Source organism: Hyphococcus sp. (assembly GCF_965267305.1).
Lineage (GTDB): Bacteria > Pseudomonadota > Alphaproteobacteria > Caulobacterales > Parvularculaceae > Hyphococcus.
In genome coordinates this window covers 3,737,655-3,761,027 of the sequence record NZ_OZ253945.1, presented here as the reverse complement: position 1 = coordinate 3,761,027, position 23,373 = coordinate 3,737,655, and the positions used below count along the sequence as shown (strand labels likewise).

The 23,373-nt window shown below is 61.3% G+C and carries 21 protein-coding genes and 1 tRNA gene; 9 read left to right on the top strand and 13 right to left on the bottom strand.

Going from position 1 to position 23,373, the window contains the following annotated elements:
• Positions 1-41 precede the first annotated feature (41 nt).
• Positions 42-749, top strand: a complete 708-nt coding sequence (locus ACQY5P_RS18230) for a hypothetical protein (protein ID WP_428408298.1) — start codon at positions 42-44, stop codon at positions 747-749.
• Here the strand turns inward: ACQY5P_RS18230 and purH are convergent.
• The 5 genes from purH to ACQY5P_RS18205 form a co-directional block, all read right to left on the bottom strand.
• The gene (gene purH / locus ACQY5P_RS18225; protein ID WP_428408297.1) at positions 746-2,329 is read right to left on the bottom strand and encodes a bifunctional phosphoribosylaminoimidazolecarboxamide formyltransferase/IMP cyclohydrolase; all 1,584 of its coding nucleotides are present in this window, start codon (positions 2,327-2,329) and stop codon (positions 746-748) included. The genes ACQY5P_RS18230 and purH overlap by 4 nt on opposite strands.
• A gap of 82 nt (positions 2,330-2,411) precedes the next feature.
• Complete coding sequence (locus ACQY5P_RS18220; RefSeq protein ID WP_428408296.1) at positions 2,412-3,611, bottom strand: UDP-N-acetylglucosamine 4,6-dehydratase family protein; 1,200 nt, start codon at positions 3,609-3,611, stop codon at positions 2,412-2,414.
• 68 nt (positions 3,612-3,679) lie between these two features.
• Positions 3,680-5,314: a heparinase II/III family protein gene (locus ACQY5P_RS18215; RefSeq protein ID WP_428408295.1), complete on the bottom strand. Its 1,635-nt coding sequence runs from the start codon at positions 5,312-5,314 to the stop codon at positions 3,680-3,682.
• Positions 5,315-5,320: 6 nt separating this feature from the next.
• Positions 5,321-5,983: a ribulose-phosphate 3-epimerase gene (gene rpe, locus ACQY5P_RS18210; protein WP_428408294.1), complete on the bottom strand. Its 663-nt coding sequence runs from the start codon at positions 5,981-5,983 to the stop codon at positions 5,321-5,323.
• Between the two features lie 272 nt (positions 5,984-6,255).
• Positions 6,256-6,822: a hypothetical protein gene (locus ACQY5P_RS18205; protein ID WP_428408293.1), complete on the bottom strand. Its 567-nt coding sequence runs from the start codon at positions 6,820-6,822 to the stop codon at positions 6,256-6,258.
• A gap of 151 nt (positions 6,823-6,973) precedes the next feature.
• On the opposite strand from ACQY5P_RS18205, the gene ACQY5P_RS18200 reads away from it, so the two are divergent.
• Positions 6,974-8,020: an aldo/keto reductase gene (locus ACQY5P_RS18200; RefSeq protein WP_428408292.1), complete on the top strand. Its 1,047-nt coding sequence runs from the start codon at positions 6,974-6,976 to the stop codon at positions 8,018-8,020.
• A gap of 3 nt (positions 8,021-8,023) precedes the next feature.
• Here ACQY5P_RS18200 and folD read toward each other — a convergent pair whose 3' ends face one another.
• The 4 genes from folD to ACQY5P_RS18180 form a co-directional block, all read right to left on the bottom strand.
• Complete coding sequence (folD, locus tag ACQY5P_RS18195; protein WP_428408291.1) at positions 8,024-8,902, bottom strand: bifunctional methylenetetrahydrofolate dehydrogenase/methenyltetrahydrofolate cyclohydrolase FolD; 879 nt, start codon at positions 8,900-8,902, stop codon at positions 8,024-8,026.
• 17 nt (positions 8,903-8,919) lie between these two features.
• On the bottom strand, positions 8,920-9,213 hold the full coding sequence (locus ACQY5P_RS18190) for a DUF167 domain-containing protein (protein WP_428410687.1): 294 nt from the start codon (positions 9,211-9,213) through the stop codon (positions 8,920-8,922).
• Positions 9,214-9,237: 24 nt separating this feature from the next.
• Complete coding sequence (locus ACQY5P_RS18185; RefSeq protein ID WP_428408290.1) at positions 9,238-9,534, bottom strand: YggT family protein; 297 nt, start codon at positions 9,532-9,534, stop codon at positions 9,238-9,240.
• Positions 9,535-9,627: 93 nt separating this feature from the next.
• Positions 9,628-10,074 (bottom strand): hypothetical protein, encoded by a 447-nt coding sequence (locus ACQY5P_RS18180; protein WP_428408289.1) that lies wholly within the window; start codon positions 10,072-10,074, stop codon positions 9,628-9,630.
• Between the two features lie 169 nt (positions 10,075-10,243).
• On the opposite strand from ACQY5P_RS18180, the gene ACQY5P_RS18175 reads away from it, so the two are divergent.
• The 3 genes from ACQY5P_RS18175 to ACQY5P_RS18165 all read left to right on the top strand — a co-directional run bounded on the left by ACQY5P_RS18175 (position 10,244) and on the right by ACQY5P_RS18165 (position 13,561).
• Positions 10,244-10,319 (top strand) — tRNA-Ala (locus ACQY5P_RS18175).
• Positions 10,320-10,489: 170 nt separating this feature from the next.
• Entirely contained in the window at positions 10,490-11,938 is a 1,449-nt protein-coding gene (locus ACQY5P_RS18170; protein ID WP_428408288.1) for a coniferyl aldehyde dehydrogenase, read from the top strand.
• Between the two features lie 6 nt (positions 11,939-11,944).
• Complete coding sequence (locus tag ACQY5P_RS18165; RefSeq protein ID WP_428408287.1) at positions 11,945-13,561, top strand: GMC family oxidoreductase; 1,617 nt, start codon at positions 11,945-11,947, stop codon at positions 13,559-13,561.
• On the opposite strand, the gene ACQY5P_RS18160 is transcribed toward ACQY5P_RS18165, so the two are convergent.
• From ACQY5P_RS18160 to ACQY5P_RS18150, 3 genes are all read right to left on the bottom strand, one after another.
• On the bottom strand, positions 13,558-14,544 hold the full coding sequence (locus tag ACQY5P_RS18160; protein ID WP_428408286.1) for an alpha-L-glutamate ligase-like protein: 987 nt from the start codon (positions 14,542-14,544) through the stop codon (positions 13,558-13,560). The two genes, ACQY5P_RS18165 and ACQY5P_RS18160, sit on opposite strands and share 4 nt — an antisense overlap.
• Before the next feature lie 167 nt (positions 14,545-14,711).
• Positions 14,712-16,256: a UUP1 family membrane protein gene (locus ACQY5P_RS18155; protein ID WP_428408285.1), complete on the bottom strand. Its 1,545-nt coding sequence runs from the start codon at positions 16,254-16,256 to the stop codon at positions 14,712-14,714.
• Positions 16,253-16,798, bottom strand: coding sequence for an ATP-dependent zinc protease family protein (locus ACQY5P_RS18150; protein WP_428408284.1), 546 nt, complete (start codon positions 16,796-16,798; stop codon positions 16,253-16,255). The genes ACQY5P_RS18155 and ACQY5P_RS18150 overlap by 4 nt, the downstream gene beginning before the upstream one ends.
• Before the next feature lie 261 nt (positions 16,799-17,059).
• Here ACQY5P_RS18150 and glmS point away from each other — a divergent pair, with 261 nt between their 5' ends.
• The 4 genes from glmS to galE are packed head-to-tail and all read left to right on the top strand — an operon-like array spanning position 17,060 to position 22,169.
• Complete coding sequence (gene glmS / locus ACQY5P_RS18145) at positions 17,060-18,886, top strand: glutamine--fructose-6-phosphate transaminase (isomerizing) (RefSeq protein ID WP_428410686.1); 1,827 nt, start codon at positions 17,060-17,062, stop codon at positions 18,884-18,886.
• A gap of 54 nt (positions 18,887-18,940) precedes the next feature.
• Positions 18,941-20,089, top strand: coding sequence for an AGE family epimerase/isomerase (locus ACQY5P_RS18140; protein ID WP_428408283.1), 1,149 nt, complete (start codon positions 18,941-18,943; stop codon positions 20,087-20,089).
• Positions 20,086-21,138, top strand: a complete 1,053-nt coding sequence (locus ACQY5P_RS18135) for a mannose-1-phosphate guanylyltransferase/mannose-6-phosphate isomerase (protein WP_428408282.1) — start codon at positions 20,086-20,088, stop codon at positions 21,136-21,138. The genes ACQY5P_RS18140 and ACQY5P_RS18135 overlap by 4 nt, the downstream gene beginning before the upstream one ends.
• Positions 21,135-22,169: a UDP-glucose 4-epimerase GalE gene (gene galE / locus ACQY5P_RS18130; RefSeq protein WP_428408281.1), complete on the top strand. Its 1,035-nt coding sequence runs from the start codon at positions 21,135-21,137 to the stop codon at positions 22,167-22,169. Before ACQY5P_RS18135 ends, galE begins: the two co-directional genes overlap by 4 nt.
• 12 nt (positions 22,170-22,181) lie before the next feature.
• Here the strand turns inward: galE and ACQY5P_RS18125 are convergent, their stop codons facing one another.
• On the bottom strand, positions 22,182-23,144 hold the full coding sequence (locus tag ACQY5P_RS18125) for a complex I NDUFA9 subunit family protein (protein ID WP_428408280.1): 963 nt from the start codon (positions 23,142-23,144) through the stop codon (positions 22,182-22,184).
• Positions 23,145-23,373: the final 229 nt, after the last annotated feature.

Genomic DNA, 23,373 nt, shown 5'->3' with positions numbered 1-23,373 from the left:
ACGGCGACGCATCGCGCTGCGTTGGCCGGGGGGCGTTCAAGATGGGTTCAAACGAGCTTATATCCGGAGCCATCGTCGGTTCATGGATGAGGAAATACTATTTTTCCTATGTGAGCGCCGTCACCCTCGCCTTATCGGTCTGGGGATTTTCCGACAATCTCTTCTGGAATATTGGCCAACCGTCCAACAGCGATCCAAAATTCGTCATCCACGGGCTTTTTTGCCTGACCTGGATGATCGTTTTCTTTTTGCAGGCCAATCTCGTCAGAACAGGAAATCTACGCCTGCACCGCAAACTCGGCGTCGCAGGGTTCATCGCCGCTATCGGCGTCACGGTCACCACGCTCTATGTCTTCGCCGCCGTCTGGAAGGGCTGGGATGCGATGTCGCCGCTGGTCAAGGCGAACCGACTGTTGCTGCCGAGCTATTCGGCGCTGGTGCTGCTCGCTATTCTCAACCGTGGGCGTTCGGACTGGCATAAGCGGCTTATCCTGATTGCAACGCTTTATATGCTGGAACCCATCCTGTCGCGGGCTTTCGATCCGCTCGAACCGTTGATGGCCGGCCTTACCGACAGCCAAATCGACTTTTACTGGTGGATCTTCTTCGTGCTTGTATGGAACGGCTTGTTTGCATCGCTATTCGCCTATGATTTTCTGACACAGAAACGAATTCACCAAGTGACCATCGCAGGATATGCGTGGTTCTGCGCGATCTGGATTTTCGTTCACACGGTATCGATGGCCTAATGCCGGAAATGCCGGGCGCCGGTGAAGACCATGGCGAGGCCGGCTTCGTCCGCCGCCTTGACGACATCGTCGTCGCGTACGGACCCGCCCGGCTGGATGACCGCCGTCGCGCCCGCCTCCGCTGCGGCCAGCAATCCGTCCGCAAACGGAAAGAAGGCGTCCGACGCGACGACCGAGCCTTTGGCGAGGCTTTCGCTCGCGCCTGAGGCTTTCGCCGCATCCTCCGCCTTGCGCGCGGCGATGCGCGATGAATCGAGACGGCTCATCTGGCCCGCGCCAACGCCGACGGTGGCGCCGTTCTTTGCATAGACGATGGCGTTCGACTTCACATGCTTCGCAACCTTGAAGGCGAAGAGCATGTCGGAAAGCTCCTGCGCCGTCGGCGCCCGCTTGGTGACGACTTTCAGTTCGTTTTCCGTCACCACTTTTGAATCGCGCGACTGGAGCAGGAAGCCGCCAGCGAGCGGTTTTACGACCAAGCCCGGAGCATCAGGCGATGGAATTCCGTCAGCGATGAGAAGCCGCAGATTTTTTTTCGCCGCAAACGCCGCGATGGCTGCATCATCGGCTTCCGGCGCAATAACGACTTCGGTGAAGGTCTCGATAATCTTTTCCGCGACCGGGCCCGTCAGTCTCTGATTAAGCGCGACAATACCGCCGAAAGCCGACACCGGATCGCAGCGGAGCGCCGCGAGATAAGCGTCCAGCATGTCGTCCGCCGTCGCGACGCCGCAGGGGTTTGCATGCTTGATGATGGCGACGGCGGGCCTTTCCGCGCCGAATTCGCCGATCAGTTCGTAGGCCGCGTCGGTGTCGTTCAAATTGTTGTAGGACAGCTCCTTGCCCTGAAGCTGTTTCGCGCTTGCGACGCCGGGGCGTTTGTCGCCTGTCTTGTAGAACGCCGCTTCCTGATGCGGGTTCTCGCCATAGCGCAGCACCGCGTCGAGCCGTCCCGCCATGGAAAAATCTTTGGGGAAGGTCTCGCCAAGCTTTCCGGCGAACCAGCGTGAGATCGCGGAGTCGTAAGCGGCGGTTTTCGAGAACGCCTTCATGGCGAGATGCTGTTTCGTTTCGTCTTTGAGGGCGCCGTCGCTTTCAATCTCTGCAAGCACGGTCTCATAGTCCGCAGGATCGGTGACGACGCCGACAAAGCGATGGTTTTTGGCCGCGGCGCGGATCATCGCCGGTCCGCCAATGTCAATATTCTCAATACACTCGGCGAAGTCGCCGCCCTTCGCTACGGTTTCCTCGAAGGGATAAAGATTGACCACCAGCAATTCGATGCCGCCGATGCCGTGATCGCTCATGGATTTGAGATGGTCGTCGTCGTCGCGCAGCGCCAGGAGCCCGCCATGGACGCGCGGATGCAGCGTCTTGATGCGCCCGTCCATCATTTCCGGAAATTCGGTGATGTCGGAAACATCGGCGACCGCGAGCCCCGCCTCGCGCAGCGCCTTCGCCGTTCCCCCGGTGGAGATGAGATCGACGCCGGCGCCGGAAAGGCGCCTGGCGAAATCCACAATACCGGTCTTGTCGGAAACGGAAATCAGCGCGCGGCGCACCGGCGTTTTATCGGCCATCGGAATACCTCTTTTTCGGATGGCGCCGCCTTAACGCCGGGGCGCCCCAAGGGCAAGACTGCAGCAAGGCGCCGCAGCAAAATTACCGGTTCGACTGGTTGGGCGCGCGCGCTTCGGCGCCGTTCATGGCGCTGAATTCCGGCACCAGATGGTGGACCGCCTCGTCGAGAACCGGCTGGTCGCCCTTGATTGCAGCGTCGATAACATCGGAAAGCCGCGGATTGAGGAGCGGCAGGTCAATCATCGCCGGCGACGCGAGCAACACGCCCTCTGCGCCGGTTTTCACCAAGGCGTCGGTGTCGAGGAAAATCTCCTCGAACAGTTTCTCACCGGGCCTGAGGCCGGTAAACTTGATCTCGATGTCCTTGCCGGGGGTCAGACCATAAGCCTCGATCATGCGCTTGGCGAAATCGAGGATTTTCACCGGCTCGCCCATGTCGAGAACGAAGACGCGCCCGTCATGGGTGACGATGGTGTTCTCCGCAACGTCGAGGCTCGCTGCGAGCAGCACAAGCTGGATCGCCTCGCGCGTCGTCATGAAATAGCGGATGATTTCCGGATGGGTTACGGTCAATGGCCCGCCCCGCTCGATCTGGCGGGTGAAGAGCGGCGCGACAGAACCTGTCGATCCCAGAACATTGCCGAAGCGCACGGTGACGAAGCGCGTGTCGTTCTGGGCGACATCGAGCGCCTGTGCATAGAGCTCCGCGATGCGCTTCGTTGCGCCCATGAAGCTTGTGGGGTTCACCGCCTTGTCGGTGGAGATGAAGACGACGGATTCCGCTTCATGCTCGATGGCGGCGTCGAAGACGTTTTTGGCGCCAAGCACATTGACGAGCGCGCCGGCGCAGCGATTTTCCTCAACGATGGGCACATGCTTGAACGCGGCGGCGTGAAGCACAACGTCCGGCTCAGCGCGATCGAAAACCCGTTTCAGATGTTCGATGCGGCAGACATCCGTCAGTTCCGATTTGATGATATCGCCATGGCCTGCTTCTTTCAGCTCGAGATCGATCTGATAGAGCGCGAATTCCGCATTATCGACCAGCGTCAGGCGCGCCGGTTCAAATGTCACGAGTTGCCGGCAAAGCTCCGACCCGATCGTGCCGCCGGCGCCCGTGACGAGAATGCTCTTGCCCGTCACCATCTTTTTTGCGGCTTTGAGGTCGATCTTGCGCGGCGCCCGCGGCAACAGATTGGCGATATCCACCGTCTGGCCGGGGCGAAGCCGCGCACGTTCCGCGCCCAGAAAAGACCGCACTGTATCCAAGATTCCCGGCATCGCCCGCGCCCCTAGCGTCTTTTCTTATTTATGCACATCGCCGCACGATGCGCCAGCCGCACGGGCGCCTAGACTGCATCGAGGCGCTGCAGCGCCCATTTTACATTGAGAGCCGTCTCTTCTGGCCGGTCGTAGGACTCGGCGCGAATGACAATTTGTTCACAGGCTGCGGGGGCCCCGCCGGCGCCGCAATAAACGCTTTTGTCGAGAAGGAGCTCAGGACAATTGGATTTAAACCGCCAGCCTTCTTTATTGGGCAGAAGCAAGATCACTGACTTTCTGTCGCGCGCCAGCGATGCCCGGACGCCGGGATCGAGATGGAAACGCCAGACTGCGACATCGATTTCGCGGGGGCTCGGTCCCGCCAGCATTTCTTCGCCGCGCAAATCGGCGCCGTTGGCCGCAAGAAAAAGGCGGCGCAAATAGGACGCGCCTTCCGGATTGGCGGTTTCGATGCGTCGTTCGATTTCGAGCAATCTTCCTGCGGTTTCCTCACCGCGGCGATGAGCGACCTCTCCGAAGACCGGCGCCGGCCCGCCTTCCGAGAAGGACAGCGCCGTATGGGCGCTGCGCTGTTCCAGCGCCTTGCGCCAGTCGGCGCCGCGATGAGCGCCATTGCCGCAATTGACGAAAATGCGGCTGCGGCCCGAAGAAAAATGCAACGACCCTGTGCTTTTGAAGCCCGATCCACTGTCATCGGCGGTGTCGGCGATCAACAGCGCCCGCGCGCCGGTGAGTTTGTGATAGCCGGAATGGCGCGCAAAATCCGCCGGGCCGAGATCGGCGGCGGCGCCGGTCTGCACCGCGATGATCGCTTTTGGATCGTCTTCATAACCGCCATTGAACACCGCGAGCTTCCCGTCGGGACAGCGGAAGAAGACCGCCATCGCACTCGCGCGCTGCACCTGATGGCGCAAAAATCCCGGCGGCTGAAAGCCGCGCGTTTCAATCGCCTTGATGAGCGCCTGCAAACGTAAAGCAAGCTTCAACTGCCGCGAGGGATTGCGGCTCACATGTCCGCCGTCGGGCCTTAATTGCAAACGCAATTCACGCCGCGCCATTTCCAGCCCGCGTTCGGCGGGACCTTCGCAGCCCGGCAGGGAATAACCCGCGATGCCGAGCCCAAGCGCGGTCATCAGGCGGTCGAAGCCGGTGCCGGCGCGATGGGCCGAGCGCGCGAGGTGACGGGTCTGGCGCGCCATGCAAGCGAGCACCCGGCTGCGCCACAGCGCATCGGTTCCGGCGAGGATCAGCGGGTGATGGGAGCAAAGCTCGACCAGTCTTTCCGCGGTGAAATAAGGCTCCCAGCTCTCCGCCGACCAGCGCTCATGGCGGTCAAGCCAGGTTTTCATCAGCGCGCGCGCCGGCGCCTTGCCGTCGTCGCCCAGCGCCGAGAGATGACGCAGCCAGGAAAACTCCTGCAGCCAGGCGAAGAGCGCGCCGCCGGGCTCGGCCATGTCCCAGAGTTTGTCGAGCTCTCCCTCGCAATCGACGCTTTCATCGCCCACAGCGATGCGTCCGCGCGCCAGCGCCTGCGCAATCGTTTTATCCGGCGCGTATGGATCGTCCGGCTGAAACAGGAGCCGGTCCGGCGCCGGGCCTTTCAACTGCGCCTGATAGAACGGGCTCTCGCCCCAGGCGCGGCGCATGCGCGCAATGACGTCGCGCGAGGCTTTTCCGGAATGTTTTTGCGCGCGCGCCATGAATTTTTAAGACCCCGGACGCAATGCGGCGATGTTCGCCGCGTAATTTTTCTCGCCGCCTCGGAAGACGGCCGAGCCCGCCACCAGCACATCGGCGCCCGCTTCGATCGCCAGCGGCGCAGTTTGCGGGTCGACGCCGCCATCGACTTCGAGGTGAATGTTTTTGCCTGACGCATCGATCAGTTTACGGACGGCTTCGATCTTTTTGAGCTGCGAGGAAATGAATTTCTGCCCGCCGAAACCCGGATTGACCGACATGACAAGCACAAGATCGAGATCCTCGATCACAGCCTCGATGGCGCTTGCGGGCGTCGCCGGATTAAGCGCCGCGCCGGCTTTCACCCCCGCTCCCTTGATGCGCTGCAGCGTCCGGTGGAGATGCGGGCCCGCCTCCGGGTGGACGGTCAGGATATTCGCCCCCGCCGCCGCGAATTCATCGATATAGGCGTCGACCGGCGAGATCATGAGGTGAACATCGAAAGGCAGGTCCGTCGCGCCGCGGATCGCCTTCACCACCATGGGGCCGATGGTGAGATTGTGCACGAAATGGCCGTCCATAACGTCAACATGGATGAAATCCGCCCCGGCCGCCGCAATGGCGGCGACTTCCGCCCCCAGGCGGGCGAAATCGGCGGACAAAATGGACGGGGCGATCAGGACGCGGCTCATGGATTTGAGGTATCGTGATGCGGCTCAACCGCGCAATAAGCACGGAGCCGAAATCAGCCTTGCTGTGCATAAATACCGGCAAGAAAAAACCCCGCCTTCCGGCGGGGTTTTCAGGGGGTGTGGTGCGTGTAAAGAGCGTCAGGGTCGAGCGCTTCGGAGGAGAGACCGATTGGGCGTTTGAGCCTGCCTAACGAGGAAAGTTTTTAGGCTGGGAATGGGGCGAAACTAAGACGCTGCCGCCTTAATTCGCCTCAAATTGTTGTTTTTACTGGTTAATTTTCGTTAGCGTTAACAGGCGCCGGCTTTGCTTTAACCTTGGCCGGCCGAAGCGCCAGGCGGGTTTTCCACATGCCGAAAAGCGTTGCGCCAGCCAGCAAAGCCCCGGAGACGAGGCCGCCGAGCCATTCCACGTCATAAAGGCCAATTCCCGCCAGCGCGAAGAGCGCCAGGCCGAAAAGCGCCGCCAGAAACCTCAACGGCGAGGAAACGGTTCGGCCCACGGCGCGGGCCGCGCCAGAGGCCGTTGAGGCCGCAATACGGGCGGTTCTGATCGCCCCTTCCGCAACAGCGTCCGCCACCTTGCGCGCGCCGATGAGCTTCACAAGCCCCGCCAGCGCGCCGGCGGCGGCAGCCAGAAGCGCCCATTTTTTGGCGCTCATGGGGGCTTTGTCCTGATCCGCATGATCAACGGCGTGGGCGACCGGCGCCTCAACGGCAATTGTTACAGGCGCCGCCACGGGATCGATATCCGCAGCGCCGGCCGGCGACAAAGCCGCCGTCGCCGCCATCACCGAGGCGGCCGCGAGGAAGCCCGCCTTCATCTTCTTGAAATTCGTCATATCGTCCCTCCAGAACGCTTTGTTCGATGAAATGGGGTTCCGCCGCACTGTTTTCAATATGTTCCGCATGTTCGGCGCTCAGGGGTTGCGCTTCGCTTTTCGCCGCGCTCTCCATCAGGCGAAGCGTCATGATGCGCAAAAGGAGAAGCTCATGGAAAAGCGCCGCCTCGGCCGCACGGACTTGCACGTTCCCGCACTCTGTCTCGGGACGATGATGTATGGGGACCAGATTTCCGAAGACGAGGCTGCTTTGCAGATGGACGCCTGCCTCGACCGCGGGATCAATTTTCTCGACACCGCGGAAATGTACACCGTGCCGCCGAAACCGGAAACGCAAGGCGAATCGGAACGCATTGTCGGGCGCTGGGTCGCCTCGCGCGGCGTGCGCGACAAGGTCGTTCTCGCCACCAAGGTCGCGGGACGGTCGCCAGCCGCCTATATGCGCCCCGAAGGCGGTGAGACGCGGCTGACGCCTGAACAAATCCGCTTCGCCGTCGAGCGCAGCCTGAAAAATCTGCAGACTGATTATATCGATCTCTATCAGATCCACTGGCCGGAGCGGCAGGTTCCCCTCTTCGGCGGCCTGCGCACGGGTTATACTCATTACAAGGAAAAGGGCGTTCCCATCGAAGAAACACTCGGCGCCCTCGGCGAGCTTGTGATTGAAGGAAAGCTGCGTCACATCGGTCTTTCCAATGAAACGCCTTACGGCGTGATGCAGTTTCTCAATGCGGCGGAAAAGGAAAACCTTCCCCGCGTTGTTTCCATCCAGAACGCCTACAATCTGTTGAACCGCATCTTCGAAGCGGGGCTGGCCGAAATGGCGCTGGAGGAAGATGTGGGGCTGCTCGCTTACTCGCCCATCGCGCAAGGGGCGCTCACCGGCAAGTATCTTAACGCCGCTAATCCGCCGGGCTCGCGCAAGGCGCTGTTCAATCGGCTTCAGCGTTACGAAACGCCCATGACCGATGAAGCCGTGCGCGGCTATCTCGCGATCGCTAAAGAATTCAACGCAGACCCGGCGGCCTTCGCCATGCAGTTCGTCACCACAAGGCCATTCGTGACATCGAATATTTTCGGCGCCCGCGACATGGACCAGCTCGAGGTGATCTTTTCTTCGCTCGAAATCAAATGGACTGACGAGATGGAAAAGGCCGTGAACGACCTTCACGGCCGCATCCAGAATCCCTGTCCTTAAACCTCAGACATCCACGGCGCCGAGACCGCGGCGCCGCGCGGCGGCGATCACCGTGTTGCGCAACAGGCAGGCGATGGTCATCGGCCCGACGCCGCCGGGCACCGGCGTGATGGCCCCCGCCCTGTCTTGCGCGCCGTCATAATCGACGTCGCCCACAAGCCGCGTCTTGCCGTCTTCCTCGATGCGGTTGATGCCGACATCGATGACGATGGCGCCCTTTTTCACCCAGCTTCCCTTGATGAGACGCGGAACGCCCACCGCCGCACAGAGAATATCCGCCTCGCGGCAGACGGCGGCGAGATCCTTGGTGCGCGAATGCGCTATGGTGACGGTGCAGTTTTCCGCAAGCAACAACATGGCGAGCGGCTTTCCCACCAGGATGGAGCGTCCGACCACCACCGCGTGAAGGCCGGAGAGATTTTCCGTCACTGTCTTGGCGAGGATCACTGAGCCTTGCGGCGTGCACGGAATAAGCCCGTCCTTGCCGAGAATCAAACGCCCGGCATTCGCCTCGGTGAGCCCATCCACATCTTTGTCGGGATGGATTTCATTGATGACGCGATCCGATGAAATATGTTCCGGCAGCGGAAGCTGGACGAGGATGCCGTCGACCTCCTCATCGCCATTCAGCTTGCGCACCAGCGCAACCACATCGGCTTCGGATGTCGTTTCAGGAAGCTTGTGCTCGATGGAGCGCATGCCGGCCTTTTCCGTCGCCGCATGTTTGTTGCGCACATAGACCTGGCTCGCCGGGTCCTCGCCCACCAGCACGACGGCAAGCGCCGGCGTCACGCCATGCTTTGCCTTGATGTCGGCCGCGGCGCCCGCAATTTTTTCGCGCAACCCGGCTGCGATGGCTTTTCCATCGATGATGGTCGTCATGTTTCCTCCCAGGCCCTTTATTGGGCCAATCGGTCAAGCGCTGCGGCGAGCGCCGTTTTTTCAGCCTTTATATCAATAGACTTCAATCGCGAAGTCTCGCCTGCGGAGAGGATCAGCGCCGATTTCGGCAAGCCGAGCGCACCGGCAAGAAGCTTCAGAATGGCCGCGTTGGCTTTGCCCTTGTCTGGCGGCGCGGCGACTTTGACTGCGAGCCGCATCTCGCCATCCGCGCTTCGCCAAAGCCCGGCGATCGCGTCCGCCTTCGCGCCGGGACTTGCGCGCACTAATAAACGCGCGCCGCCGTCAATCATCTTATAGTAAGACGTCAAGGCCCTTTAGACGCCGATGCGCAAGGCGATCCACCGGTTCATCTCGCGCAGGAAGTAGACGAGGAGCAACAGGACGAGCGGCGAAATGTCGATCCCGCCTATATAGGGAATGACTTTTCGGATCGGCTTTAAGGCCGGCTCGGTGAGGCCGGTGACGAAGCGCCAAATCATGTCCACGAACTGATTGTGCCGGTTGATGACGTTGAAGCTGATGAGCCAGGACATGATCACCGCTACGAAAACGATAAGGGAGTAAATCGACAGGATGGCGTCGATCAGCGAGAACACCGGCAGTGGGATCATGGGCTTTCAGGCTCCTCGTCAGACAATTCCCAAAACTTAAGGGCAGTCGGGACTTAAGGGCAGTCGTGGAGCCATGCAAGTTTGGTCGGGGTTTCAGCCCTGTCCGCCGGTCCCGTTCTCGCGGTCAAGATCATTGTCCACCGGCCGCCGGGCGCAGAGGAGCGGGCTCGCGATGCCGCCCGCCCGCACAAAGCCGACCCCGTCCTTTTCGAGAATGAGAAGCGTGATGTCGGCCTCGAAGCCGCCTTCGGGCTGGGAGGAAAATCCGACCCCATCCGCCACCCAGAGGAGCCGCCCGGCTGTCTCAACGACTTCCGTCTCGCCCTCCCAGCAGCCCGTATAGGCGCAGACAGAAAAGCGCCCGTCCCGCCCCGCCGACACCGACATGGGCGTCGTTTCCTCTTCGGGCCGCGCGGCGCAGCCATCGACCGCGCACCAGACTTCCACATCGTTGGCGCAATCCCATTGAGAGGGTGGAATTTCCGATTTCGAGGCGGATAAAAGCGCGGCGAGAAGGAGCGGCAGGATGGGCGGCGTCATGTGCGTCAGGCCTTTCAGGAACGGCCCCGGAGCTTAACCGCCTTGCGGCGCGAGGGCCAGCTTCCCGCCCCCCGCGAACAATTGACACCGGCCCCCGCGAAGCCGTAAGACGCCGCTTCCCAAACGGGGCCATTCCCTCACGCCAGGGCGGCCCCGCCCTTCCTGGAATGGGGCTGTAGCTCAGTTGGGAGAGCGCGTCGTTCGCAATGACGAGGTCAGGGGTTCGATTCCCCTCAGCTCCACCATGAACCCCGACCGTTCGCGAAGCGAGCGCATCCGGCAAAAATCATCTTTATACGAAGTATTTCGCTTATCCCGAGCACCCGAGCTGTGAAGGCCTCTCCGACAGGCGCCAAGGCCGCTGGACAGGCCATACCGATGGATTAAACTCCGGCGAAAACATAATTGGGAGGCCATGATGGCCGCAGACACCGCGCACGCCGCCCCTGCCGCAAGTGAGAATATAAAGGAGCTGAGCCGTCTTTTTGCATTGCAAAAGGAAGCCTACGCTGTGGCGCCCTTTATGTCTTATGACGAGCGAATCGCCAATCTCGACCGGCTGATCCGCCTGACCGAAGCCAATGAAGAGACCTTCATCAAGGCGATCAGCGAGGATTTCGGCAATCGCGCGCGTCAGGAAACGCTGATCGCGGAAATCGTCGTTACGGTTTCGGGCGCACGTCACGCCAAACGCCATCTCAAAAAATGGATGCGCCCGCGCGGCGTTCCGACGCCTATGCACATGCTGCCAGGGAGGAGCCGCCTTGAGCCGCAGCCGCTCGGCGTCATTGGAATCATCTCGCCGTGGAATTACCCCTTGCAGCTTGCGCTCGCCCCCGCAGCCGCCGCCCTCGCCGCCGGCAATCGCGTCCTCATCAAGCCGAGCGAGCTGACGCCGCGGCTTTCGGAAGCCTTGCGCACCGCTATCGCCGCCGAGTTCGAAGAAAGCGTCTGCGCGGTCGTCACCGGCGGTGTTGAGACGGGACAGGCGTTTACGGAAACGCCCTTCGACCACCTCCTCTTCACCGGCTCCACTGCCATCGGCAGGCGCGTGGCTGAAGCAGCAGCGAAGAACCTGACGCCGGTGACGCTGGAGCTCGGCGGCAAATCCCCGGCGATTATTGACGAAAGCGCGGACATCGACGCGGCTGCGCGCTCCATCGCCTATGGCAAGATGATGAATGCGGGACAGACCTGCGTCGCGCCGGATTACGTTTTGGTGCCGCGGGAGAAACTCGATGCGACGGCGGACGCCATCGCCGGCGCGGCGCGCAAGATGTTTCCCACCATCGACACGACCAGCGACTACACCTCGATCATTTCCGACCGGCATTTCGCGCGGCTGAAATCGCTTGTCGACGAAGCGCGCGACAAGGGGGCGAAGATCGTCGAGGTGGGGTCTTCCAACGCCCTTTATCCGCAACGCAAGATGCCGCTCACCATGGTCATCGATCCGCCGGCGGAGCTTGGCCTCATGAATGAAGAAATTTTCGGGCCCATCCTGCCGATTCTCCCCGCCCAGTCGGCGGCGGATGCGATCGAACACATCAATCGCGGCGACCGGCCGCTCGCCCTTTACTGGTATGGGGAAGACAGCGCAGCGCGCGACAAGGTTTTGCAGAACACCGTTTCCGGCGGCGTCACGGTGAACGATGTCCTCTGGCATGTGGCGCAGGAGAATCTTCCGTTCGGCGGGGTCGGGAAAAGCGGGATCGGCGCCTATCACGGCGAGGCGGGATTCAACACTTTCTCGCATCTGAAACCGGTCTTTTACCAGAGCCGTTTCGCGGCGGGTGGCATTCTTCATCCTCCCTATACGGAGAAGACGGCAAACGTTCTCTCTATCCTGCGCAAATTCATCTAGGGCGTCATGGCGAATAGCAAAAACGGACGCGAAAGCGCGGGCGAGTTCGATTATGTGATCGTAGGCGCAGGTTCCGCCGGCTGCACGCTCGCCTCGCGCCTTTCTGAAGATCCTTGCGTCACCGTCTGCGTGCTCGAAGCGGGCGGGCCGGACACGAACCCGCTGATCCACGCGCCGATCGGCTTCGCCTTCTTCGGGGAAAACACGCCCTTGAACTGGCGTTTCGAAACCAAGCCGCAAAAGCATCTCAACAATCGTAACGGCCACCAGCCACGAGGAAAGACGCTGGGCGGCTCAAGCTCCATCAACGCAATGATCTATATTCGCGGCAGCCGCGCGGATTACGACCGCTGGGCCGACCATGGCGCTGCGGGCTGGAGCTGGGAGGATGTCTTTCCCTACTTTCTGAAGGCGGAGGACAACCAGCGCGGATCGGATGCGCATCACAGCATTGGCGGGCCGCTGACGGTTTCCGATCTGCGCTACAAAAATCCGTTGTCGGATGTTTTTCTCGAGGCCGCCAGCGAACTGCAATTGCCGTCGAACGCCGATTTCAACGGCGAAACCCAGGACGGCATGGGCTATTATCAGGTGACGCAGCGCGACGGCCAGCGCTGTTCCGCCGCCCGAGCCTATCTTCACCCGGCGATGGAGCGCCCTAATGTCACCGTCATCACCGACGCGCATACGGAGCGCGTCGTCTTTGACGGAAAGTGTGCGACCGGCGTTCATTTCTCCCATAAAGGCGCGCTGAAGACCGTCAAAGCGAAACGCGAAGTCATCTTGTCCGCAGGCGCATTTCAATCGCCGCAATTGTTGCAGCTTTCAGGCATCGGACCGGCGGAACATCTTCAGCAACATGGGATCGATGTGATCGCTGACCGGCGCCAGGTCGGCGAGAATTTGCAGGACCACCTCGATTGGGCGGCGATTTACAAAACGAAGTCGCCTGACACGATCGGCATGCATATGGCCATGGCGATGCGCGCCTTGCCCGCGCTCAACGCCTATAGGAAACGTCGCGAGGGCCCATTCACTAGCAATCTCGCCGAAGCGGGAGGGTTTTTGAAAACCGATCCTTCGGAGCCGGAGACCGATGTGCAGCTTCATTTCCTGCCCGCCATCGTCGACGATCACGGGCGCAAGAAACATCTCGGCGGCGGGATCTCCTGCCATGTCTGCGTCTTGCGCCCGAAATCGCGCGGGACCGTGCGCCTCGCCTCTCCCGACCCGCATGCCCCGCCCGCCATCGATCCGAATTTCCTCTCGGACGAGGACGACCTCAAACGCCTCAAAAAAGGCGCACGCATCGTCGAGCGGATTTTTGATGCGCCGGCGATGAAGGCGGTGCGCGGCAAGCGGCTTTATCTCGAAGAACCGGCGGACGATGCGGCGCTAGAAGCCGACATCCGCGCGCGGTCCGACACCATCTATCACCCGGTCGGGACCTGCCGCATGGGATCGGACGCGGACGCCGTCGTCGATCCGCAATGCCGGGTCAACGGCGTTGAAGGCTTGCGCGTTATCGACGCCTCGATCATGCCGCTGCTCGTGTCCGGCAACACCAACGCCCCGACCATCATGATCGCGGAAAAAGCCGCGGATATGATCAAGGCAGGTTAGTCGGCGGAAACCGGCGGCTGGATCATCGCCGGTTTCACCGGCGCTGCGTCGGACAAACTTTTTGACAACTCCACGCGCGCTTCCGGCGGCCGTTTTTCATCGCCGAGCGCCATCGCTTTTTCAAGCACGAAGCGCAAGCCCCGGCGGTTGGCGATCTGGATTGAAATGCCGGGCCGTGCATTGAGTTCGAGGAGCAGCGGCCCCTTGTCGCGATCGAGCACCACGTCGACCCCGATATAGCCGAGCCCGGTCACCTCATAGGACTTCGCCGCCATCAGCAGGATGTCGTCCCAGTAAGGCGTCTGGATGTCTTCCAGCGGATGCGCTGTGTCGGGATGAATGTCGATAAACTGGTCATGCTGCATGGCGCGCATGGTCTTGCCGGTCGCAAGGTCGATCCCGGCGCCGACGCCGCCCTTGTGGAGGTTTGCCTTGCCGTCGCTCTCCGCCGTCGGCAATCGCAACATCCCGAACACCGGAATGCCCTTGACGACGATCACGCGGATGTCCGGGACGCCGCGATAGGAAACCTTGCCGAAGACGTCGTCGAACTTCACGCGGTATTCAATGAGCGCCTTGTCGGGCTGACCGCCAAGGGAATACATGCCCGACAGCATGTTGTTGATCTGGAACTTCATGGTGTCGAGATCAATGCGACGCCCCGACGAAAGGCGCCAGCCGCCTTTCAACGGCCCGTCGACAACAATGATGCCCTTGCCTTGCGAGCCTTGCGCCGGCTTGATGACGAAGCCGTCCGGATGATCGATGAATTTGGCGAGATGCTTCATGTCGCGCGCATCCTTGATGACGCCGTAGAGTTCCGGCGTCGGAATGCCCGCAGCCTCCGCAAGCTCCTTGGTCAGGACCTTGTCATCGACCCGCACCAGAAATTTGCGCGGGTTCAAGGCGTTCACATATTTGACGTTGCGCTCGTTGATCCCGATGACGCCGTTCGCCCGCAACGCCTTGAAGGTGTTCAGCATGGCTAGTGGTCCGTTTCCGACATTTGCTTTTTCCTTGCCGCACGTTCCGAGCAAATGTCGGAAACGTTAAGACCACTAGTAAAATTTAGCTTCTAGCGGAGCTTTTGAATTTGACATTTGAGAACGAACCCTGCGGCAAGCGCGGCTCAAATGTCAAATTCGCTCCACTAGCTCGCAAGCGCCTTGAAGCGCCAGAGTTCGGAAAGCCGCAGTCCGGTATAGCGGCCCATCAGGACGCACAGCCCCATGAGCACCAGAAGGAGCTCCGGGAAGCGGTACATGAGATATTCGACCTGTTCATTGGTCATGACGAGATAGGCGATAGCCGCCACGGCGAGCGATCCGATGCCCTGCTTGATCGCCTCGCTGGCGGAATTCTCCTCCCAGACGATCGACATGCGCTCGATGGTCATGGTCAAGATCACCATGGGGAAGAGCGAAATCGACAGCCCCATGGCCTGGTTCGTTTCGGCCATGAGAACTGCCACCGCCGCCATCATCATCACGATGAAAATCAGCACCACCGCCAGCCGCGGCACCAGCAGCAACTGCAATCGCTCCAGATAGAACCGGAGCGCGAGGCCGGCGGCGACGAGCAAACAGAACAGAACAACGCCGTTCAACAGCGCCGTCTCCCGGAACGCGATGCCGATCAGCACCGGCATGAAGGTGCCGAGCGTCTTGAAGCCGATGAACTGGCGCATGAAGACGAGCATGGTGATGCCCACGGGAATGGTGATGAGCACCTGATAGACAAGCTGCGTCGTCAGCGGCAGGCCGGAAAAGCCGAGCGCACGGCCGAAAGTTCCCAAGGGGCCCGGGGCGTTTTCAGCGATGTCGACCGCTGCTGTCTCGAGCGGGCGAAGCGCGATCTGGACGTCGAGATTCTCGACCCCATAGGCTTCGACAAGCGGTTCGGTTCCGTACCAGATCGTGAAAAAACGCGACGGTTCGCCGTCCGGGAAAAAGCGGAAATCCTCGCCGTCGATGTGATATTCGAGCCAGCGATGGGTTTCGAGACGACGCCGCGTCTCGCCGAGATAAACGCCGCCTGCGATCCGCGCTGGCACGCCCTGCGACCGCAGAAGCTGGCGCACAAGCTCAAGCCGTCCGACCGTCCCGGTTTCCTGATCGAGGAGCGCGGAGATTTCATCGGCATACTGTTCGCTGCCCGTGCGCTCACCGAAGGTTTCGGCGATAGCGAGATCGGCGAAAGACCGGTCGTCCGCCGAGCGCTGGCGCAGATTGCCGGACCAGACGATAAACGCCTGACGCTTCACCGGGTCTGCTTCGAAGGGGACAGCGCCAGGCCCCGACTCCCGGAAGGACAGCGGCAAGGGCGTCGCATTAGTTTCGCCTAGCGTCTGCGCGGCATAGCGGAGCACTTTGCGGTTCGCGGGATACCGATAGGTCCACACCGCTTTGCGGTTGCGCGTCGCCGGTTCGCCCACAAGCGAAAGACCGAAAGAGCCGTTGTAAAAACGCTCCTGCGGGAACGCGCGCTCCACATCCGTCGCCGGCACATAGGCCTCGATGCGCGCTGGCTCGTTCTGCCCGTCAAATTCGAGAAAGAGTTCGAAATCCCACAGCGTTGCGCGCACGCCCGGCTCCAGCGGATAATGGAGGATCGCCGCCTTGATGAAAAAGATGGAAAAACCGGCGGCGATCAGGGCGAGCCCCAAGATCACCGCATGGCGGACTTTAATCTTCATTCGTTATCTTCACTTGGGGGTTCGCAGTCTTCTTCGGCGGTAAAGGTGCGGCTCGCATCCACCAGAACCCGATTGGCGAGAAACTCGCGGCCGATCAGAATCTCATATTCAAAGTCGCCCCTGTCCGCCAGGTTAATTTCCGCGCGGCCCCATTTGCCGCCAACGCAAAGCGGCAGATGAATCACCGGGCGGCGGATGAGGCCGCCGGTCTTTGTTTTAATAGCGGCGAAGCGGATGACATTCTGGTCGTACCGCACCGCCCGTCCGTCCTTGCCGATCAGACGGAACCGCACCCAGTTGTCGCGCTCGCCGCGCTTGTAGACTTTGACATTGTAGGCGTGGACCGAACTCGTATCCGCCCCGGTGTCGAGCTTTCCCTTCATAGCGAGCGCCAGATTGCCGACCGCGATGTTTTCGATATAGCCGAGCGTGATCGGCTCGCCGCGCGTCTCATCCCCCTCGTCATCGGCGACAGCGGGCGCAGCGAACAAAGACATTCCGGCGAAAAGGGAAAAAAGAAGCGGCAGGCCTGTTCGTCTCATCAATCGTCTCCGGCGGCGTTTTCTGGCTGAAACCCGGTCGGATGACCGGTCACGGGAACCGCCACGGGGATAGCAAAGCCGATAATAAAGTAAACGGCCAACCCATATACAAGCCGCTGCGCGCCCCTTAACTAAAAGAAAGCTGGCGGATCTGGCGCGGTAACCCTTCAGCGGCCAGGATTTTGCTATAATTCAGCCGGAAACGCCTGAAAAACGGCATCCGGGCCAGTGATGGCGCAATCTGACGAGGTCGACGGAAATATGTGTGGCATTATTGGCGTTCTGGGCTCCGGCGAGGCCGCTCCCCGCATCATGGCTGGCCTGAAACGGCTCGAATATCGGGGCTATGATTCGGCGGGCGTCGCGACCGTAACCGACGGCAGGCTCGACCGCCGCCGGGCGTCCGGCAAGCTCGGCAATCTCGACGCCGTGCTCGCCGCCGATCCCCTGCCCGGCGAGGCGGGCATCGGCCACACCCGCTGGGCGACCCATGGCGTTCCCAACGAAACCAACGCGCATCCCCATGCAACCCATCGCTGCGCGGTCGTTCATAACGGCATCATCGAGAATTTCGCAGAACTCCGCCGCGAACTCGAAGACAAGGGCGTTGTCTTCGAATCGGAAACCGACGCCGAAGTCTGTCCGCAGCTCATCACCTATTATCTCGAAACGGAAAACATGACGCCGGCCGAAGCTTTCAAAAAAGCCATCTGCCGGATGCGCGGCGCCTTCGCCTTTGCTGCGATCTTTTCGGGTGAAGACGACCTTATGATCTGCGGCCGCAAGGGGAGCCCCCTCGCCATCGGCCGCGGCGACGGCGAAATGTTCCTCGGCTCGGATGCCTATGCTTTGGCGCCTTTCACCAATCGCGTCACCTATCTCGAAGAAGGCGACTGGGCCGTCCTTACTCGCGACACGATCGATGTTCGCGATGAGACCGGCACAAAAGTTCAGCGTCCGGAAAAAATCTCTGCTGCTTCTCAAGGCCTCGTCGACAAGGACGGCCACCGCCACTTCATGGCGAAAGAAATTCACGAGCAGCCGGAAGTGATTGCGCACACCATCTCGCGCTATGTGGACCCGGTGGCGAAGACCGTTCGCCTCCCCAACGGTTCATTCGACTTCGCCAAGCTCGACCGGCTGACGATTTCGGCCTGCGGAACCGCCTATTATGCAGGGCTCGTTTCCAAATACTGGTTCGAGAAATGGGCGCGCCTGCCCATCGAAATCGATGTCGCTTCTGAGTTGCGCTATCGCGACGTGCCCTGGACCAAAAACGGCGGCGCGCTCTTCATTTCTCAGTCCGGCGAGACCGCCGACACGCTCGCGGCGTTGCGCGAAGCGCGCGCCAACGGCCAGCAGATCGCCACGGTCGTCAACGTGCCGGAAAGCTCCATCGCCCGGGAAGCCGACATCATCTTCCCCATGGCGGCGGGCCCGGAAATCGGCGTCGCCTCGACCAAAGCATTCACCTGCCAGCTTGTCTCGCTCGCCTGCATCGCCATCGGCGCCGGACGTGCGCGCGGCGTTCTTTCCGTAGACGAAGAACGGGACCTCGTTTCCGGCCTGCTCGAACTGCCGCGCCTTGTCACCGAAGCGCTGAAGCAAAGCGATCACATCGAAACCATCGCCCGCGAGATCGCGAAGGCGACGGGCATCTTCTATATCGGCCGCGGCGTTTCCTATCCGATGGCGCTCGAAGGCGCGCTGAAGCTGAAAGAAATCTCCTACATTCACGCCGAAGGCTATGCGTCGGGCGAATTGAAGCACGGGCCAATTGCGCTGATCGACGAGAACCTTCCCATCGCCGTCATCGCGCCCCTCGACTCACATTTCGAAAAAACTGTTTCAAATATGCAGGAAGTCATGGCCCGCGACGGCAAGGCGCTTTTAATTTCCTGTAAGGACGGCATCGCCGAAGCCGGGGCCAAGGCCTGGGCGACCATCGAAGCGCCGAAGACGCATCCGATGCTTTCGCCTATTGTCTATGCCGTTCCAATCCAGCTTCTCGCCTATTTCACGGCGACGACCAAAGGCACGGATGTCGACCAGCCGCGCAACCTCGCCAAATCGGTGACCGTTGAATAACGCTCCGTTCTGGGCGAGAGTGATGCTGCAGTTGCGAAGGGCCGCCTCGGCGCGATGACAGGTCTTCATTCCTCTCTGGAGCGGTTCAGGACGTGGTTCGTTTCGGACTGCCTTCCCTTCTGGGCGGAACATGGGATCGATCCCAAAACCGGCTGTTTTTACGAAGCGCTTAATTTCGACAGCTCACCCTCTATCGGACGGCCCCGTCGCGTCAGAACCCTTTTCCGCCAGGTTCACACTTTTACTCAGGCCAGCCTTCATGGCTGGCTCGATGGAGCCGAGCAAATCGCAGCGCGCGGGTTCGACTATCTCCTGGCAAACGCCTGTCCCGATGAAGGCTTGCGCGGCTGCGTCTTCCATATCGCCGATGACGGCGGCGTCCTCGATGATCGCCGCGATCTTTACGATCAGGCGTTCGTCCTCCTCGCCTGCGCCTCGCGCATCGAAGCGGGCGACGGGACCCGCGCCAGAACGCTCGCCGACAACACCATTGCGTTTCTCGACCGCGAGCTTGCGTCGCCCCATGGCGGGTGGCAGGAAAGCGACCGCAAGGAGCTTCCCCGGCGGCAGAACCCGCATATGCATCTTTTCGAAGGGTTCATGGCGCTTTACCGCGTAACGCAAGAAGAGCGTTACCTTGCCTACGCTGATAATATCTACGACCTTTTCAGCTCGACCTTCTACGGCGCCGCCCATAGCATCGTGCGCGAACATTTCGCGGAGGACTGGCGGCCGCTTGAGGATGACCCGATTGAACCCGGCCACATGCTGGAATGGGTCTGGCTGCTGAACGCTTATGAGCGCTGCGGGCGGCGCACGCCCCTTGATATGCGCAAACGCCTTTACGCCAACGCCCTCGCCTTCGGCGCCGATCCCGGATTTTACGGCCTCATCGACAATGTGGCGGCGCCGGTGGTGAACAAAATACATGGGCCCAAGCGCCTCTGGCCACAGACTGAATATCTGCGCGCTTCGCTCGTCATGGCGAAACACGGGTCGAAAGACGCCGCAGCGAACGCCGAAAAACTGATTGGCGATCTTTTCGACACTTTTCTCGCCATCGAACCGAAAGGCCTCTGGATCGACGAGTTCGACAGCAGCGGCGAACGGCTTGCCCGTGACGTGCCAGCCAGCATCCTCTATCACCTTCACGAGGCGGTTGCGGAAGCGGACGCCCGTCTGATTGCGGAGACCGTTGAGTGAAAATCCAACCTGTCATCATGTCCGGCGGATCGGGAACGCGGCTCTGGCCCCTGTCGCGCAAGGCGAGACCGAAGCAGTTCCTCAATCTCGTCTCCGACAAATCGCTGTTTCAGGAAACGGTCCTGCGCCTCCATGACGGCGGCGAGATTTTTTCAGCGCCTCTCATCATCTGCGGTCGCGGTCATGCGCAGCTTGTCGCCGACCAGCTCGCCGCCATCGGCATTGAAGCCGCGGACATCATTCTTGAACCCTGCCCGCGCAACACCGCCGCGGTTGCGGCCGTCGCCGCCGCGTGGGTCGCGGAAAACAATGACGGCGCGCTGGCCCTGATTGCGCCTGCGGATCATCATGTGGAAGACGCCGCCGGCTTCCGCCGCGCCGCCGCCGCCGGCGCAAAAGCGGCAGAGGAAGGCGCCATCGTCACTTTCGGCATCAAACCGACGCATCCCCATACGGGCTACGGGTATATTCAGTCGGCGGATGAACTCTCCCGTGGCGTCTACCGCGTCGCCTCCTTCCGCGAAAAACCGGACGCAAAAACCGCCGCCGATTATCTCGCAAAGGGCGGCTATTACTGGAACGCCGGCATTTTCCTTTATCATCCGAAAGCGATGCTCGACGCTTTCGCCGCCCATGCGCCGCTGATCGCCGAGGGCGCCAGAAAAGCGCTCGCCGCCAGCGCCGCCGAAAATGGCGCACGCCTTCTCGATGAGAGAATCTTTTCACAAACGCCGAGCGATTCCATCGACTACGCTATTATGGAAAAAACCGACAAGGCCGCCGTCGTCGCGCCCGTGGATGTCGGCTGGAGCGACATCGGCAGCTGGAGCGAGGCGGCGAGCGATCCCGAAGCGGCGGGGCACATGATGGTCGACAGCGAAAACGTCACGTTACGCTCTGACGGACCGGTCATCGGCGTTGTCGGCGTCGACAATCTCATCATCGTCGCGACAGGCGACGCCGTTTTGGTCGCCCGCAAAGACAAGGCGCAGGAGGTGCGCGCCCTTGTCGACGAACTCAAACGCCGCGGGCGGGAGGATTTGCTATGACCCGACGCATCGTCGTCGCCGGCGGCGCCGGCTATATCGGCAGCCATGTCTGCGTCGAATTGCTGGAGCGCGGCGACGCGCTTCTCATCATCGACGATTTCTCGAATTCGCACCCGCAAGCCGTTGACCGCATCAAGGAACTTGCAAAGGGCGATGTGGAGCTTCTGAAAGCCGACATGGCCGATGAGGCGGAGCGCGCGCAGATCATCGACGCCGTCAAAGCCTTCAAGCCTGACGGCGCGGTGCACCTCGCGGGCCTTAAGGCCGTCGGCGAATCCGTCGCCGAGCCGGCGCGCTATTACCGCGTCAATCTCGGCTCGGCGCTGACGCTCATCGCCGCGCTGGAAGCCGCTGCGGCGAAGACCATCGTCTTTTCTTCTTCCGCCACCGTCTATGGCGAGCACAACAAAAACCCCGTCGATGAAAACGGCGCCAACGGCCCGACCAATCCTTACGGCCGCACCAAATTTTTCATCGAGGAAATGCTGAAAGATATTGCGCGTTCCGATCCTGAATGGCGCGTCGTCAATTTGCGTTATTTCAACCCCGTCGGCGCGCATCCCTCAGGTCGTATCGGCGAGGACCCGAACGGCATTCCGAACAATCTTTTTCCCTTCATCGCGCAGGTCGCCGTGGGCAAGCGCGAAAAACTTTCCGTCTTCGGCAACGATTATCCCACGCGCGACGGCACAGGCGTGCGCGACTATATCCATGTGAGCGATCTCGCCCGCGGTCACGCGGCGGCGCTCGATTATCTCGGGAAGCTTAAGGAGGGCGGCGCAACAGACATCAATCTCGGCACCGGCGTCGGCTATTCGGTGCTCGAAGCCGTGTCAGCCTTCAAACGCGCGTCGAACCGCGACATTCCTTACGAGATCGCGCCGCGCCGCGGCGGCGACATCGCCGAAATCTACGCCAATCCGAAACGCGCCGCAGATCTCCTCGGCTGGCATGCGGAAAAATCGCTCGACGAAATGTGCGCCGATCACTGGCGCTGGCAGAGCAACAATCCCGACGGGTATAAAACTTAGGGACTACGAAGCTTAGGCTTCGAGTTCCGCGAACTGTCCGTAACGGCGATACCGCACCATATAGCTCGGCAAAATCGATTCCACCGTATGCGGACTGACGCCGAGATCGGCGAGCGTTCCGACGCCTTCGCCCACAACATTGTCATGCTTCAACAGCTTTACCTGATCGCGGGTCAAAGGCGGCTCTACGAAAGGCGCAAGCCCGGCGATCTCGCCGCCCATTCCCATAAGCGACGCGATCGGGAACGGCACGGGCGCCAGGATGCGGCGCTGGCCCGTTTCCGACAGCATTAATTCCATCAGCTCACGGAACGTATAAACGCGCGGGCCGCCGATCTCGTAAATCTTTCCGGCGGCTTCAGGCCGGACAAGCGCTTCGCAGATCGCGTCGGCGACATCGTCCACATAAACCGGCTGGAACTTCGTCTTGCCGCCGCCGATCAACGGCAGCACAGGCGAAAGGCCCGCCATGGACGCGAATCTGTTAAAGAACTCGTCCTCCTGCCCGAAAATGATCGAGGGCCGGATGATCGTCGCCGAGGGGATCGCCTCCATGACGGCGCGCTCCGCCTCGCCTTTGGTGCGGGCGTAATCGCTGTCGCTTTCGGGATCTGCGCCGATGGCCGACATGTGAACGAAGGTCCGGACGCCCGCCTCGGCGGCGGCCCGCGCAACCGTCGCCGCGCCGGCGGCCTGCACCGTATCGAAACGCTGCGCCCCGCTCTGATGGAGAATGCCGACGAGATTGACGACCGCGTCGGCGCCGACAAGCGCATCGGCCACCGACGGCCGGTGGCGCACATTGCACTGCTTCAACTGGATCTGACCGACGGCGCCCATGGGCCGCAGAAACTGCGCATGATGGGGGCGGCGCACCGCAACCCGCACGCGCCAGCCGCGCCGGGCGAGCTCACGCACCACATTGCGGCCCACAAAGCCGGATCCGCCGAAAACAACCGCCAGTTTTCCCGTCACGTCTTTCGCCTCCTCAGACTTCACTGAGCGCCGACAAACCGCCCATGAATGGCGACAGGGCCTATCCGAATTCCGCCGCCGGGACAATCGGCCCGCCTGCCGCAGGCGGGCCTTAAAGCCCTTCGCGACGCGCCTGGCTGGCATTTCCGCCGTCCGCGGCGCTCTCGCCTCGCCCCGCCCGCCGCGAACGCGGCCTGGCCGGTCGCCTGGGGCCTCGCCTCATTCCCGG